Raw genomic sequence first — 16,006 nt, 5'->3', positions numbered from 1 at the left:
CTTAAACAGAAAAGTGCTCTACGTTTACAACACTCGTAACTGTAGAGCACTTTTATTTTCAGTACGACTTATTCAGTTCGTTGTGCCTCATAGGCTCTAAACAGTTTAGATAACAATTCCGGTGCCAGGCGCAACAGTTCCGGATCTTCACAGAACGACACGCGAAGCTGCGTTCTGCCCGGATTGTCTTCCTTACCACGACCGCTGTAGAAGCCGTTCAGCGGCGCCATGAGCAATGTATATTCCTTGCCGTCATCCAGACTGACCGCACCGTGTTCGGCGCACCAGGACGCGAACTCTACACCGTCAAAGCCCGGTTTCGCTTCATTCCGCACGTCGATAACGAAGTAAATGGACGCTTGCGGTCTGGACACGATAAAGTTCGGTTCCACCTCTTTGAAGCCTTTATGGAGCTCAAAAATCATCTTACGGTAGTAATCCCGCTGTTGTTCATACCAATTGTGCAGCTGTGCATGCGACTCATGAGCCAGTGCACCGAAGATATATTGCCCCAATGTATTGGCACTCAAATTCGCCGTATATTCGGCAACGGATTTTTCATAGCACATCTTATTATCCGTAATGATTGCCCCTATGCGCAGTCCGCACGCATTCCACACCTTGCTAGCTGTTTCAAGGCTGATTCGGCGGCCTTCAATGCCGGGTACGTCCTTATCGGTTAACGCCCAGATACTCGATGTTTCCTTGCCTTTTTCATAAGCCAGTTCACGATACGCCTCATCGGAAATGATCCATAAATTATGCTTTACACATAACTTCGTATATTCGATAAGGGTTTCCTTGCTGAACAGCTGTCCCGTAGGATTATCGTAAGGAATGATGAGCAGTGCACCCGGTTTCGTTTCTATGATGCGCTGCTCCACCGTTTCTACGGACGGCAGTTCAAATTCGCCTTCTTCATTGAGTTCGCGCTCAACGGTAACCGTCTTACGTCCGATGCGATGACCTACCGCATCATAATTCGTATAAGACGGATTAAACATCAACAGAGGTCGTTCCTCTTCTCCGGCACCGCCACAAACACCGAGCATGATGATTTCCATCGCCATTGATGCCCCATCCGTAACAAGCACATCAAGTCCCGTCGTATCAAAGCCCTGACTGCGCAGAATATGAAGGAACGCTTCCCGACATTCCTCGGTTCCCGTCGTCGGCACATACGGAACAATACCCGATTGAAACGGACTGTCCGGTCCGCCCAGATTAAATAAACGACGCTGCATGGCGGGATGCATAGGACGCATAACATTGCCGATGGAACCGTTCACCAGAATCGGCGGGTTCTTGCGCTCTAAAAATTTAATTTGTCCTAGTCGAATCCCTGACGGCTTGCGAGCCATCATATAAGGGGATAAGATTGGTTGTTCCGTCATAGTACAATCCAACTCCTCTTTAATACAATTTACGCCTCTAATCATACGAGTAGCAACACATATATCATATATTATAGTGCTTTAAGGTGATAAAATCTACAATTTTCTACTCCTAGACAAGGCTCTCTCTTTTGCAAGGACTATACTAACAACCTTTTCTGAATGATTTATGATACCAATGCTCATCCCCTACACGCCGCAGCCCTGTACGACGCTATATTGTGAAAGTATATCAAACTTTCACAATGCTACCTTATGTGACATTACGGCCTCTGAGCAGCATCTGATAAATGGATCAGAACGTAACCTCCATGCCGACTCTGAAGTTACGACCTTGACCGGTCCACCAGTCGCCGGGATTACCGTAACGAACATTGGACTGTTCCGCATAGTACGTGTTGAACAGATTATTCACGCGCCCGAATACGGTTATATTGTCATTGACGCGATAGTTGGCGCTGAGATCTGTAATCCAGTACGTCGATTTAGGGAATGCATTCGCCCCGGTGCCCGGACGGTCGATATTCCCGCGAATATCAAGATGAGCGTCCCACTTGGCATCGTTATAGTCAAGACCCGCATTAACCGCATGTTTCGGCACGTATCCGTCCACATTGGCACGTCGTGTCGGTGTCGCATCAATGTGCGTATAGGTATAGCCGACGCGAGCGGACAGATGATTCGTCAACTGCTTGCGTAAATCTACCGATACGCCATGGGCCCGTTCCGTATCAAAATTGCGATACTGGCCCGTGAAAGTTGCCGGATCCGTCATAACCCAGCCGATTTTATCCTTCGTGCGGCGCGTGAAGAAGTTAAGATTTCCGTTCCACGTACGTCCGAACTTATGATGTACACCGAGATCCCATTCACGACCGCTTTCAGGTTTCAAGTTCCGATTACCGTTATACCCGTCAAACAGCTGATACGGAGTCGGTGCCAAGAAATATTCATTATACGCTACGTACACATTGGTACGCTCATTCACATCATACCCTAAGGATACATGTGGCGATGTATGCGTTCCGAATGCGGAATGATGGTCCACGCGAACACCCGGCGTCAACGTCCATTTAGGTGCGAACTTCCAGGCATCCTGCACGTAGTACGAACTATTCGTCAACTTGACGCCGTTCATGTTGAGGACCTTGTCCTGACGCCAGTCAAAGCCACCTATAACGGTATGATCCTTGCTGCGGAATGTCACCTGATCCCCGACAGCACGTGTTTTTACGTCCGTCGTGTATCCGTCATAAGTCGTTTTATAGTGATTATTCATACCATATAACTGATGACTCCACTTGTCGTTGATCTTGCTGTTCCATACGGCGCGAAGGGAGTCATTGGCTTCATGGCCGTATCTGAGTTGATTCAACTGCCCCAAATGATTGGAATACATCACATCGCCGCGATATGTATCATAGGAAATGCGCACATCATTATTCTTATCGATTTCATTACCGATCATGAAAGACATGTTATGACTGTTTCCATGTTGCGGAATACGCACATGATGGGCATCCTTATAACTTCCGATAATGTCCTTTTCATAGCCTAAACGCCAGTACCATGTATCCTGACGACCTTCATTCATCAACGCGTACTGCTCCAGATCATAGCTGCCGCCCATGATACGGGCCTTTGTTCTGACGCCCTGCTCAGGCTTCGCGGTGATTACGTTAACGACGCCGCCTACAGCACCGGACCCGTACAATGTGGACGCCGCCCCGCGCAATACTTCAATGCGTTCTATACCTTCCATATTTTTAAGGATCGTCATCGGCGGATTAACCCCGGCCGCATTCATGTTGATACCGTCCACCATGTATAGAACCTGATTGGATCCGTTGATACGGAACACATTGGAATTCGTATACCCTACACCGCCGCCGTATGTATTGATATCCACGCCCGGCGCTATGCGCAACGCTTCATTCATATTCGTCGCATGACGTTCTCTCACATCGTCTCCGCTGACAACCGCTACGCTGGCAGGTACTTTTGAAAGTTCCTGCTCGCTTCTCGTCGCCGTAACGACAACCGTATGCGTTTCTTTCACGTCATCAGGTTCCTCACCTTGCACCCCGGGAACCGTGAACATACAGCCGCTGACTAAGATCATCGCCACATAAGCGGCTAATTTCTGATGTTTAAATGCTTTCATCATAACCTCCACATTACTACACACACCAAAAAATATGCAACCAAATCGATGTATATGCATCGTCGGGTTTACATCACTGTACATTGTAAATATAACGCGTCATATCGAGCATCGCCTTCGTCATGAACTGCGAATAACTCATGAGCATGCGTGCATCCACCGTGTGGACGCGATGGTTCTGAATCGCTTTCACCCCCTGCAACGCGGGATCCGAGTATAGCTGGTCCATATTCACCTCAGAATATTGATCCTGATTATACGCATCCGAAGGAATGATTATCACATCCGGATTGATCCGTATCAAATCCTCCCTCGTTCCGTTATCCGTGAGGCCCAAACCGATTGCAGCGGCACCATTTCTGACATGCATATACCCGCACATATCGTCAAAGGTGGAACCTTTGCCGCCGGTCATCCCCAATCTCGTGTAGAGTACGGCTACCGGTTGCGCCTTATCGGCATGAGATGTTACAATGCCGTCGATTTCGGCCAGATCCTTATCCATGGCTGCAATCAGGGAATTATCGGATGCTCTCAGTACCTTGGCAATCTCACCCATCACCTCTTTTGCCTCTTTCACCGTTCCCGGCGTTTTATATACGTATAAAGGTATATTCATACCTCGTATTTCGTTAATATTCTCCGGCGATACCCAGTCCGGCATGATGACCAGGTCCGGTTTGACCGATAACAGGGATTCGCTGCTGGATTTCACGCGCCCCTTGACATGACTCGATGCATCGGGCACATTGTTAGGCAGCGTTCCTATGGCCGCCACTCTGTCCGGTGTCACCATGGACAACACGATATCCTCCGTACTGACACCGATCGGCACGATGCGCTGCGGCCGTTCCGATATGTTGACCGCGGTACCCGTCGCATCCGTCATGGTGAAAGCCCCTGTATTCTGCTGATTACTTTGCTCGGGACCGCACCCGCATAGCAGAACCATCAGCATAAAAATAATACCGAATATACTCCATGTTTGTTTTATGCCGATGGATTTCATACCCATGTCTTTCATAGCGCAGTCCTTTCTACAGATATAGGCGTTACGTCCTGAATTCTGTCGCATCTCTGGCGCGGTGCGCCATCCGTGATTATTATTTCATTCATAATGTTGTCCTTTCTATAAATATAGACATGGATTCATCTATCTCCGTACTGCGCCGGTACGGCGTAATATCCGTCGTCCCTTTAGGAAATATGTAAATGCGCTGCTGCTTGAAATACGGGTCATCGTATACGGCCGACGAAAGGTGAAAGGCGCTGTGCAGATAATCCGCCGTCAATACATCGCGAGGGTTTCCGGTCGCCATAATTTCACCGCCCGAAATAAGTACCAGTTTCGTACAGTATTTTGCGGCCAGTTCCAAATCATGAACAACGATTAAAATCGTTTTCCCCTGCTCACAGAACCTGCGCCCCTGATAGAAAATATCATCCGCATAGACAAGATCGAGCGCCGCCGTCGGTTCATCGAGGAGCAGCACATCCGTCTGTTGCGCCAAGGCCTTCGCAAAAAATACGCGCTGTCGCTCACCGCCGCTCAACGATTGAATGGAGCGGTCTCTCAAATGCCATACGCCGGTTTCCTTCATCGCTTCCTCTACAATTCGGCGATCGTCAACACCCTCCTGCTGCCACCACTTTAAATATGGGTAGCGTGCAGTCATCACGATATCCTGCGCTTCGTAACCGAAAGAAACGTTTACGGACTGCTGCATATACGCTACCCGACGGGCAATCTCCTTTTCTTTCATGGATGACAAATCGTCCCCGTCCCATAGAATGTGTCCTTTCTCAAGGGGATAGAGCCCGCGCAAGGCTTTCAGCATCGTCGTTTTACCGGAGCCGTTAGGCCCGATGATGCCTACAAATTCCCCCGCCTGCACGCCGAGAGACGCGTCTTTCACAATCGTACGGTCCCCTAACGAGACAGATACGTTCTGAACATCCAGTTTCATCATACCCCTCCCTTACGGCGCAAACGATGCAGTAAATATAGGAAATACGGCGCCCCGAGCAATGCCGTCATGATGCCGACGCGGATTTCCACCGGCTGTACCACGACGCGGCCCAGGGTATCACAGAATACCAGAAACAGCGCTCCGCCCACGGCGGACATAGGCAGCAATATGCGATGATCGGGCCCGACCAGCAGCCTCACGATATGCGGTACCACTAGGCCCACAAAGCCGATGAAACCGCTCACGCATACGGCGGTCGCCGTAATGAGCGACGCCAGGAACAGAAATAAAATCCTGTACAGCATCACGGGCAGCCCCAATGCACGGGCCTCCGTATCGCCCAGAACGAGCACGTTCAGATGGCGCCCGAGCATCATAAGAATGACGCTGCCGACCGTAATCGGCCCCACTGCGAGCAAGACATGGTCCCAACGTCTGAAATCGAGGCCGCCCACCATCCAGAACAGAAATTCTCTGAGGCGATATTCATTAATCATCGTCAATATGCCCGATGTGAAAGCCCCCAGCAGCATGCTGACCGCTACGCCTGCGAGCAGTAAGGTCGTCGTATCGAGACGGTTATTGCGCCATGTCAGCATAATCGTAATGCCAACCGACAAAAAAGCGCCTACAAAAGCGAATAAAGGCATATAAAACATGCCGAGTGAAGTCATGCCAAATGCGATGGCGATAACGGCACCCAGTGAGGCCCCTGCGGAGACGCCCATGATGCCGGGATCCGCCAAAGGATTTGAAAATACCCCCTGCATGACGGCACCGGCCAACGCCAATGCGGCACCGACCAATAGCCCGATCATGAGCCGCGGCATGCGAATAAACCACAGTACGGACTCCTGCTCCGCACTGATAGGCTCCGCAAATGAAATCGGAATTCCGATTCCGTGCAGAATACTCTGCAGACCGCCGCCGACGGGTATCATGATCGTTCCCACATGCAGGGCCAATATGACACATATACCTAACGCGACAGCGATTAAGGCTGCCGCCGTATATCCTTGATGCCGTTTATTCATGAAAATTCCTTTCTAATTGGGGATACACAATATACATAATAGAAAGCATCGCTTCCCCGATATGTTGATTTGATGCATATAAATATGAAGCGGGCAAAGACTGAACTTGATTATTTTTCATCGCAGGCAACGATTGGAAGGCCGGTGTATTCAAAAATCTATCTGACAAGCCTTTATCCATGCCCTTATAAGAAGGAATAAAAATATAGTCCGGATTCATCTCTATGACCCGTTCATCCGTAAACGATGTATGAGGTGCATATCCAGCCGCAGACGGTGCATTATAAATGCTCATATAGCGGCACATATCATCAAATAAACTGCCCGTTCCCGTATATCCATCCATGGAGGAGACAAATAAAACGCGACGACGTTCATTCAAAGGGATAGTCTTTCCCAGTCTGTCAAGCTCAGCAATTTGCTTATGAATTGTATCCACATGTTCCCGTCCGATCTCAGCTTCATTAACGATTTCAGAAATGTCCTGTACATTGTGAATCACTTCATCCACCGTTTTTCCTGTATTAACGACGACCGTAGGAATCCCCACATGCCGTAGGCCTTCAATGACATCACTTGTTATATATTCAGGGGCAATTACCAAATCCGGATGTAATGCGATGATGCGTTCTAATGAATAGGAGCGCATTCGAGTCTTAACCTGTTTCGCCTTTTCCGCCTCCATCGAGTACTGTTCATACGTTGACAAAGAACTGATACCGGCAAAACGATCCGTATCTACGAGGCCAAGTAAAATCGTATCATATGCTGAAGACAAGGCTATAATGCGTTTTGGATGATCCGGTACAGCCACCATAGCACCGTCCGCACTTTTTACAGTTCTATTATATACGGTATTTCCGGGTTCTACGCTTGGACCGCATCCAGTAAGGCAAACACAAAGGAGAAATATCAAACTTAAAATATAATACCATCTCTTATATTTCATGATGTCACTCCTTATGAAAGTCTATGAACGGCTTAAAACTATGCATCTAAACAATATCAATATGCCTTCTAATGTAGGATATTGATACATTAGAATTTTTGAGTATAAGTAATCTGATAGTTGAAAGGTTCATCCCAGTATTCCCAATCTCCATTGGAAATAACATTATGACGGTTAAGAATATTTCGCGCATCAATGCGTAGCGATGAGGATTCATTAAATTGATACCCTACATACGCATTCCATGCCACGAGATTAGGGTTGATACCGCCATCCCGGTTTTTCATGCGTTTCGTCACAAAATTAAAGGATGTGCCTGCAAGCCACGTAGGACTCGTATAATGCAATCCACCGGTAAATTGTAATTTCGGATTAGCTTGCTTCCAATAAGACTGATCAATTTCCATCTGTTTCGGATTCGAATAGGATACACCAACATTAAACTTCAATCGATCGGATAATAATCGCCCATATTCGGCTTCTATACCTGCATTACGGTAACGCCCGCCATTGACACGAATTGTCATCCTACCATCTGTATCAGGCTTCCATGCGAAGAAATTTTTAAAGTCCATATAGAATAGAGCTACTTTCCAACTATCTTTTTTGGAAATATGTTTATATCCTAATTCATAATTCCATCCCTCTTCAGGCTTCAAATTCCGACCACTTACGGAATGAAATTGATTGCTTACCCGTTTAAAAGTATCGCTCAAATTAGGCATAGTAAAGGCTTTCCCCACATTTACATAAAGTGAGGATTCCTTATTAATAGAGTGAAGCATCTGGAATTGAGGCGTAAGTACATGTTGATCTTTTACAGGATCCTTAATATCCGTATAGCGAAGCCCTAAAATAGTTGTCCACTTCGGATTTATCTGATAAGAATAACTGCCATAAACAGCATAACTGCTACGGTGAGGATTTGCATAAACAGGACCGGACTCCGTCTTATATGTCTCCCGTTTTCCCAATATACCGACGATTAAATAATCCTTACCGCCTCTAAAGTCCCATTCATGTTGAATATCAATGCCATATTGACGAGCAATATATTCGCTGTCGCTAGGCTTATAAATATGACTGCTATGAACGCGATTCCATCCGCTCAAATCCCGATCATTATAAAAGATTGTGCCCGTCGTGGTTCCATTTTTATATATCAATGATACTATATTCTTATCGTCTTTATATTTATATGTCGTAGAATGCTTTGCACGCTTTATCGCATTGCTCTCCGTGCTAAGTTGAGTAAATGCGGATTTTGATTCGGAACGGCTGTAATTTAACGTCCAATGATCAGATAACTTGCCGCTGAAGAATAGACCTAATGTATTTCCCTTTTCACGAGCCGTATAGTATTCATACCCCTTCTTACGAAGTCCTATATCAGAGCGAACCGGTGTTGACGGATCTTGACGGCCGAAATAATTACGATCTACAGCGACAAAAAACTTTGGTGTACCATAGGAAACATTATAACTTTTACTCCCCATATTACCGATGCCGACGGAAATGCTGCCCCCCTCCTTATCAGGCGATTTCGTAATAACGTTCACAACACCGCCCAATGCTTCAGAGCCATATAATACGGATGCCGCGCCTTTTACCACCTCAATATGATCGATAGATGCTACAGGGATGGAACTGAGCCCCCCTTTGCCGTTAAGATTTACAGGCACTCCATTAACGAGAATTAAAGCACCTCTTTCAAGACCGCGGATATTAGTACGACTATCCATTGCCCCGTATTCAAAGCCGGATGCCCCATAGGAAAACGACGTAACACCGGGTATATCGGTAACAGCATCAAATGCATTTTTAGCACCGCTATTCTTCAAATCCTCATGCGTGATTACGCTCGTAGCCGCCGGCGTATCCAAATCAAGCTGCTCCGTACGGTTAGCCGTGACATTTACCGTATGAACCTCCTTGACATCCTGCTCCGAAATATCAGCCGCCACACCGACCTGAATCTCTAATAATACCGCTAAAATACTTGCACATAATGCCTTTCTACGGGTATTATACATGATTATACCTCCCTATACACACCTTAATATACACATAATCTTATATCTCCAAATACATTATTTGAACTTATACACCACATCTACTTCAATAGAGATAGATTCTCCTGTTGAATTTTCTATCCCCCCTTGACTCGACACTAAGGCATATCCCGCTTTATCCAAAAGACTTGATCCACTACTATTAATTATCTCTGCAGAATCGAAATTACCGTTGGAATCAAAAACAACCTTAAATGTTACAGTACCGGTTATACCCCTTCTAATCGCCTGATCAGGCATAACCGTATTCTCTCTAACTCGTTTCATATATTCAGCCGTATTAAACGTACCCTTACCCGGTTGAGAGTCCGGTCCCGGAGGTCCATAGGAAGGCCCTTTTCCCTCATCTTCAAAACCTCCATGCCCCTTAGTGTGACTTATACCCGGTCCGGGCTGATTATGTTGCCCCGGGTTTCCTACCGGTGCTTTTATATCACCGTTTACATTAACCGGTGCCGGTTCGTTACCGCCTAAATAGGGATTAAGTTCTTTCAGTCCCGGTGCAGGCTTTCCGGATAAATCAGGCAGTACAGAACCCGATTTGCCGCCGGCCGGGCCATGGTCTGTCGGCAATGGTGTTTCCTTCTTTTCAACCTGCTTTTTTTCCGGCTCCTCATATTGACTCATGTCCAAATCGACGACCAGGTCCTTATGAGTATGGCTGAAATCTTTCAAATGCTGTGCCCAATCGCCAACACAGCCCCAATACAGGAGGTTTACCACAATCGCTGCAGCCAACGGAATTCTATAGCGTTTATTCAGCATGGAATCACTTCCGTTCCGTAGCAACGCTGACATATCTAGCGCCGCTCAACTTGAGGTTATCCAGGATTCCTATCACATCTTTATACGGCACATCCTCTGAAGCGCGAACAACGAATGCCTGTTGCGGCTCCTTTGACACCAGCTGTTGAATTTCCGCCCCCAATTGTGCAGGCACAATTTCCCGTTCATTAATATACATCTTATGCGTTGCCGTAAGAGAAATGGTAACCGGTTCAATCGTCTTGGCCGTCGATGACGATGCTTTAGGCAGATTCAACGGTATTTGCTCCTCCGTATTCATATACAAAGTGCTCATCATAAAAAACACGAGGAGGAAAAATACAATATCAATCATAGGAATGATCATGATGGACGGTTCTTTTTGTATACCTATCGAACTGCGTTTCATTTCATATGACTCCTGTTAAAGATATCCAAAATCGATCCTAAATTTTGTTCCAATACGGAAATATTCGTATTTACCTTATCGGAACACCAACTGTAAAAAGCCAATGCCACGATCGCCACGGATAAGCCCGTCGCGGTAGCAATCAGCGCCTCCGATACGCCGCCGGTAATCACCGTAGGGGCTCCTATATCACCGCCAACAGCGGCAAAGGAACGAATCATACCGACAACGGTCCCCAATAACCCCAACAAAGGCGCCATCGTAACCATCATATTAAGCCAGTTTAATCCACGTTTTAAACGAGCGTCCATGTAAGCCACCACATCTTGTAAGCGGTTCTCCAAACCTTCAAGATTATAAACGGAGTCAATAATAGGCGACATAAATTCAGATAACTCCTGTCGGTCATTATCGATAGCCTGCTGTAATACGTCCCAATTCTTTTCCGCCTGTGCCTGATCGATGCAAACACGCAACGCCTCCAGTTCATCGTTGATCTTTCTATAGGTGCGTATCCGTTCAAACAGAATTGTCCAAGCCGCTACCATAAACAATACCAAAGGATACATAACGGCCCCGCCGGCATTAAATAAATGAATTGCATATTCCATAATAGCCTCCATGCATTTAACCACATTAATCAAAAAAACTGTTAACAAATCGGATTACTTTATATACCAGTAAAATAGTTCATTTTAGATATAACAAAAAGCATATCTATGCAATAGATATGCTTTATTACTGACTCCACGCGAACTTATCTACTGCAGACAGCCAAATTTGGAAAATCCGAATAACATATAATAAGACAGCTTAAGTATTTCTTCATAGAAAAATCTAAATAACTCTTATATAGAAATCCATATAAACCTTCATCGGAAAATCTAGATTAGCCTCTAATCACCGTTATTATCACACAAAATAAAGGCCTGTACAATAAACCTATACCCCTTATATGTATATGGATCTCGTCAATTTTAGTTCTTCCTTGTAAGGAAACTAGAAACAGAAAATCCACAATTACAAAAGTCAAAATTTTACAAAAAAAGAGGAATGCCCTAAAATAGGCATTCCTCCTGTAAAGTCGACATAATAAAGTTACGACTTTCATATTCTATATAGTACTGATAGCGATAAATACAGCTGTATTTATAAAAAGCGAGCAAATATGAATTAATATTATAGCATAATGATTCTATTTCATAATCGATTTACATCAAACTGACTACTCGAGTTTACTGTCTAAAGTGAGATGAATTTATATAATCGTATCTAGATTATAATTATCCGCATTTAATTTATCAGTATATCTTTATTTAGATTATCAATCTATTTTATGAGCATTCAATTTATCAGTGTATCCGTGTATTCAGATTATCGATCTATACTACCTCTTCTGGAATCATCACGTGTTGTATCTTTTTGCTTTACCGACTTCTGCTTCAAGTCTTTCTGCTTTATATTCTTCTGCTTAACTTCCGCCTTTTTAACGTCATTCTTTTTATCGGCTTTCACCTTAACAGGTTTCTTAGCGGTAACCGCCTTGCCTGCCGGTTTTGCAAAAGCATTGTTAAGATTTGTCGCCACCTGCAACGCCACATCGGAATCCGGTGTCGTCACGATGGATTGACCCGACACGGTAACCGTACCGCCGCTATACGATGCGGAACCCTGTCCGACCTGATTATCATGATACAAGCGAGCCAATTTCCCCGCCATGTAGTACGCCCGTTCCTCACCGGAATAACGACCGCTGTTAGCAGGTGTATAAATATTATCTCCATTTACATAAACAGTGCCGTTCGACACATTTACATGATTGCCGGAATATGTATACATGCGGCTAATATTATTATTTACACGGTCGCTCGTCTTCGGATGGTTATTAGGTGCAATGACCTGTGAAAGCCCTTCACGGTAATGATCGCCGTATTTATTGCGCAATACCGCCATCGCACCGGCTGAACCGCCTACATTATACGGTGACTCGCTGATAATCTTGAAACCTAATTCATCGGCCGCCTTTTCCTGTCCCATTGTGAAAACCTGATTCTGCAAATAGTTGCCCGCTAAATTAGATAAAATAGCCGCACTTTCACCACCGCCGGCCGCAATGCCCACAGCCGTGGATAAACCGACCTGTTTTTTTACGCCGTTGATAATATCCTTATGCTCGCCGTGCGCGATTTCATGGGCCATAACATACGCCAGCTGATCATCGTCAAGCGTGTCGAGCGCCCCCTTATTGACGGACATAACACGACCGATTGTAGCAAAGGCGTTGAATTCTTCACTCGGATTTGCATACACCACGTAAGAACGCTTAACGCTGGGCGTCGCCTCCAAAGTCTTCATAATGCGTTGTACGCGCTCTTGTGCCGCATTGTCCTCCAAATAGCCGGTTTGCTGTTTAGCACGTGCCAGACTCTCTTTCTGACCTTCCGGAGAATTATCCATTCTGTTAAGTGCTGTGCTCACATATGCCATGGCAACAGCCCCTCCCGCCAATGTCTGCACCGCATTGGACGCCGCAACAACAGGTGCCGTCTGCATAACTGCGGGCGCAAACGTCGCCGCCATCACAACAGACATAGCCGTAGCCGTTAACTTCTTCATACTCTCAACCTCTCTTTACTACCACAATAATCACCATAACGAGAATACTGATTAAACAATATATCGATGCAAATACACCATATAATATCGATTATCGATAAAATGTTATGTATATCTCTAGAGATATGATTGCCTATCTCTATTGTAATATACAAATTTGTATTCTCATATATTCATATGAACTCTAATCCTTATCATACGTCGTTACTGTAAAAGTAGCATGAACCGACTCTATTTATAAATTAGGATTATTCACATCGCCACAGGCAGATAGAATAACAGCCTCCTTGCCGTCCTTTGATACGGCTCCGCCATGCGTATATCCGACTACATCAAAGCCCGCCTCAGCACATTGCCGGGCGATACTTTCATACTGATCATTTTTACCGCGCGTACAGGTCGATAAATGAACCGCTGTAACGCCTTTCTTTTTGAAAGACTCAATTTTCTTCGCCAGATCCCCATCGCTGTGAGTAAACCCGACTAACTCGATATCCTCATCCCCATAACGCTCGAAGGAATCCGCTTTATTCATAAACGCTTTTAAACAACCGCCGCAGGAACAGCGCTGCATCGTATCCTCATTGACGAGAACCGCAATTTTCTTAATCATAAAACCTCCTGTCAAAGCATTGTACGCAATCATTATACCATAATCAATATAAAACAATGTGTCTCAGGATACATTACTTACAAGAAACACCCTGATGTACGCCATTATAAATCAGGGTGTTATATTACATAATAGCTTCTTCGCGTCCAAATTTACCGTTTTTGTATTCCCCATAAGCGAGAAGAAGTTCTGTTTTATTTGTCATAACAAATGACCCTTGTTTTACCACTGGTTCATTGAGTGGTTCTCCAGCGAGAACAAAGATTTCAAGACCTTCATCACCAGACTCTACCTCAAAGCGCTCTCCATCATTGTTGAAAAGTACAAAGTCTGCAAATTCTATGCTTTCACCATTGGCACTACCTGTACCATTAATCACAAGGAAGCCTGTATTCCAAGTCATATTCTCAGAAATAGAGATCCATGAATTAGGTTGAAGTTTTAATTTGTAAATATTCATCGGTGTATGGGATTTAGCAGGACCTGTTATATGTCTGAAAGCACCGGTGTAAACGATGGCATCGATTGTTTCATCAAGAGATTGATACCGCCCCATTGTGGTAGCAGGTATATATTGATATGCAGGTGCATCGTTTTTATGACGTTCAGGTAGATTTACCCATAATTGTAAGGCATGGAACAAACGTCCCCGCTTTGCATATTCTTTTTCATGAAATTCTTTGTGCAAAACACCACTAGCTGCAGTCATCCATTGCACATCACCAGAGTGAATAACACCACTATTACCAGCTGCATCTTTATGTTCAATGGAGCCGGAAAAAGAAAATGTTACCGTTTCAAAGCCTTTATGGGGATGTGGAGTGACACCTGTATCAAAAGGACTGGCCTCAAAATAATATGGCTCGTTATAGTCGAGTAACAAAAATGGAGACATACGATCAAGCATAGGTGACTCATCGCCATCAGGGAAGTACTGACGTACTCTAAATCCATTGCCTACCCAATGAATATCAGGAGCTTTAATAATTCTTTCAATTGTTCTTACAGGATTCATTCTATCACCTCTTAATCGAACAGGATTCATAATAGTTGTATTATATATGAATAGATACTCATATATCTCAATACTATTATATCTATTTTTTTCGATATGTCAAGGGTGGGCTATTAGAATAGTAATTTACATAAGTTTCGAGCTACTCAACTAATTTACGGTTCGATAATACCATTGGTGATATGTGCTGCGAAATTGATTAGCTATAGTTAATTTACATAAATTTAAAGTTACTCAACTAGTTTACGATACGATACCATAGGTGCTGCACACCGCGGTATCGGTTAGATAAAGTTTATATCTACCACTAGCCACGGCTTCCTATCACACTCGCCCATGGCAATATATAATACAATAGTTTAATGCACAGTACACTCTTTAGGGCTTCGTCGAACCTGATGCAATGGGCGTATACGTCGCTGCGCTCCTTTACGCCCTATTGCCCTACTTGCTTCCTCACTGTGGATTTCCCTTTACTGCTTCGCAGTTTGGCACATCTTACGTTCGGAAGAAGGTGATGTGCGGGCTTCATGCGTCGCTTCGCTCCTCTGCTGCCTCGCACCCTACCCTTCCCATGCCGTCCATACGGACTCTATCATAGATACTACTTGTACAACCTTGGCTGGAGACGGCTCTGGCAAAAATTAAAATATACTCATTAGAGCACAAAAAGAGGGCCAACCCTTTAGGGGTGACCCTCTTTTTATGCTTAATCAGCGACTTCCTATCCTCCCAGGCCGTCTCCAGCCAAGTACTTTCGGCGTTTATGAGCTTAACTACTGTGTTCGGGATGGGAACAGGTGAATCCTCATAGCTATCGCCACTGAATCTGTCAGAGTTTGTACTCTGAAAACCACATAGAAGTCATATATATCTGTTGCACATTTCTGCTTAATTGTATTGTATGTTACGTCCCATACTCAAAGTACACGTCCGGAGGATTGCGTCGAAGCCTGTGGATTTCACATCGTGAAATCTTACGTTTCGACGTAAGCGACTCCACGC

The 16,006-nt window shown here is 45.0% G+C and carries 13 protein-coding genes and 1 rRNA gene; all 14 read right to left on the bottom strand.

What is annotated here, in order from left to right:
• Nucleotides 1-68: 68 nt before the first annotated feature.
• Nucleotides 69-1,394: a pyridoxal phosphate-dependent aminotransferase gene (locus VEHSUH05_RS00070; RefSeq protein WP_095064727.1), complete on the bottom strand. Its 1,326-nt coding sequence runs from the start codon at nucleotides 1,392-1,394 to the stop codon at nucleotides 69-71.
• A gap of 295 nt (nucleotides 1,395-1,689) precedes the next feature.
• Nucleotides 1,690-3,558: a TonB-dependent receptor plug domain-containing protein gene (locus VEHSUH05_RS00065; protein WP_105090350.1), complete on the bottom strand. Its 1,869-nt coding sequence runs from the start codon at nucleotides 3,556-3,558 to the stop codon at nucleotides 1,690-1,692.
• A gap of 73 nt (nucleotides 3,559-3,631) precedes the next feature.
• Nucleotides 3,632-4,582, bottom strand: a complete 951-nt coding sequence (locus VEHSUH05_RS00060; RefSeq protein WP_245875895.1) for an ABC transporter substrate-binding protein — start codon at nucleotides 4,580-4,582, stop codon at nucleotides 3,632-3,634.
• Nucleotides 4,583-4,670: 88 nt separating this feature from the next.
• A complete protein-coding gene (locus VEHSUH05_RS00055; protein WP_105090349.1) occupies nucleotides 4,671-5,525 on the bottom strand; it encodes an ABC transporter ATP-binding protein in 855 nt (284 codons plus the stop codon).
• The gene (locus VEHSUH05_RS00050; protein WP_105090348.1) at nucleotides 5,525-6,562 is read right to left on the bottom strand and encodes a FecCD family ABC transporter permease; all 1,038 of its coding nucleotides are present in this window, start codon (nucleotides 6,560-6,562) and stop codon (nucleotides 5,525-5,527) included. Before VEHSUH05_RS00050 ends, VEHSUH05_RS00055 begins: the two co-directional genes overlap by 1 nt.
• Nucleotides 6,555-7,511, bottom strand: a complete 957-nt coding sequence (locus tag VEHSUH05_RS00045) for an ABC transporter substrate-binding protein (protein WP_038117690.1) — start codon at nucleotides 7,509-7,511, stop codon at nucleotides 6,555-6,557. Before VEHSUH05_RS00045 ends, VEHSUH05_RS00050 begins: the two co-directional genes overlap by 8 nt.
• A gap of 89 nt (nucleotides 7,512-7,600) precedes the next feature.
• Entirely contained in the window at nucleotides 7,601-9,544 is a 1,944-nt protein-coding gene (locus VEHSUH05_RS00040; protein ID WP_105090347.1) for a TonB-dependent receptor plug domain-containing protein, read from the bottom strand.
• 57 nt (nucleotides 9,545-9,601) lie between these two features.
• Nucleotides 9,602-10,348, bottom strand: a complete 747-nt coding sequence (locus VEHSUH05_RS00035) for an energy transducer TonB (protein ID WP_105090346.1) — start codon at nucleotides 10,346-10,348, stop codon at nucleotides 9,602-9,604.
• A gap of 4 nt (nucleotides 10,349-10,352) precedes the next feature.
• Nucleotides 10,353-10,757 (bottom strand): ExbD/TolR family protein, encoded by a 405-nt coding sequence (locus VEHSUH05_RS00030; RefSeq protein ID WP_105090345.1) that lies wholly within the window; start codon nucleotides 10,755-10,757, stop codon nucleotides 10,353-10,355.
• Nucleotides 10,754-11,368 (bottom strand): MotA/TolQ/ExbB proton channel family protein, encoded by a 615-nt coding sequence (locus tag VEHSUH05_RS00025; RefSeq protein WP_105090344.1) that lies wholly within the window; start codon nucleotides 11,366-11,368, stop codon nucleotides 10,754-10,756. Before VEHSUH05_RS00025 ends, VEHSUH05_RS00030 begins: the two co-directional genes overlap by 4 nt.
• A gap of 763 nt (nucleotides 11,369-12,131) precedes the next feature.
• Nucleotides 12,132-13,310: a M48 family metallopeptidase gene (locus VEHSUH05_RS00020; RefSeq protein ID WP_174678704.1), complete on the bottom strand. Its 1,179-nt coding sequence runs from the start codon at nucleotides 13,308-13,310 to the stop codon at nucleotides 12,132-12,134.
• A 298-nt stretch (nucleotides 13,311-13,608) separates the two neighbouring features.
• The gene (locus VEHSUH05_RS00015; protein ID WP_054674779.1) at nucleotides 13,609-13,986 is read right to left on the bottom strand and encodes a CGGC domain-containing protein; all 378 of its coding nucleotides are present in this window, start codon (nucleotides 13,984-13,986) and stop codon (nucleotides 13,609-13,611) included.
• Nucleotides 13,987-14,110: 124 nt separating this feature from the next.
• Nucleotides 14,111-15,001 carry a pirin family protein gene (locus tag VEHSUH05_RS00010; protein WP_105090343.1) on the bottom strand — a complete coding sequence of 297 codons (891 nt, stop codon included), beginning with the start codon at nucleotides 14,999-15,001 and terminating at the stop codon, nucleotides 14,111-14,113.
• A 711-nt stretch (nucleotides 15,002-15,712) separates the two neighbouring features.
• A 5S ribosomal RNA gene (rrf, locus tag VEHSUH05_RS00005) occupies nucleotides 15,713-15,829 on the bottom strand.
• Between the last annotated feature and the right edge of the window lie 177 nt (nucleotides 15,830-16,006).

The sequence above is a fragment of the Veillonella denticariosi JCM 15641 genome, assembly GCF_002959855.1.
In the GTDB taxonomy this organism is placed as follows: Bacteria; Bacillota; Negativicutes; order Veillonellales; family Veillonellaceae; genus Veillonella; species Veillonella denticariosi.
This window is presented reverse-complemented; position numbering and strand designations above follow the sequence as displayed.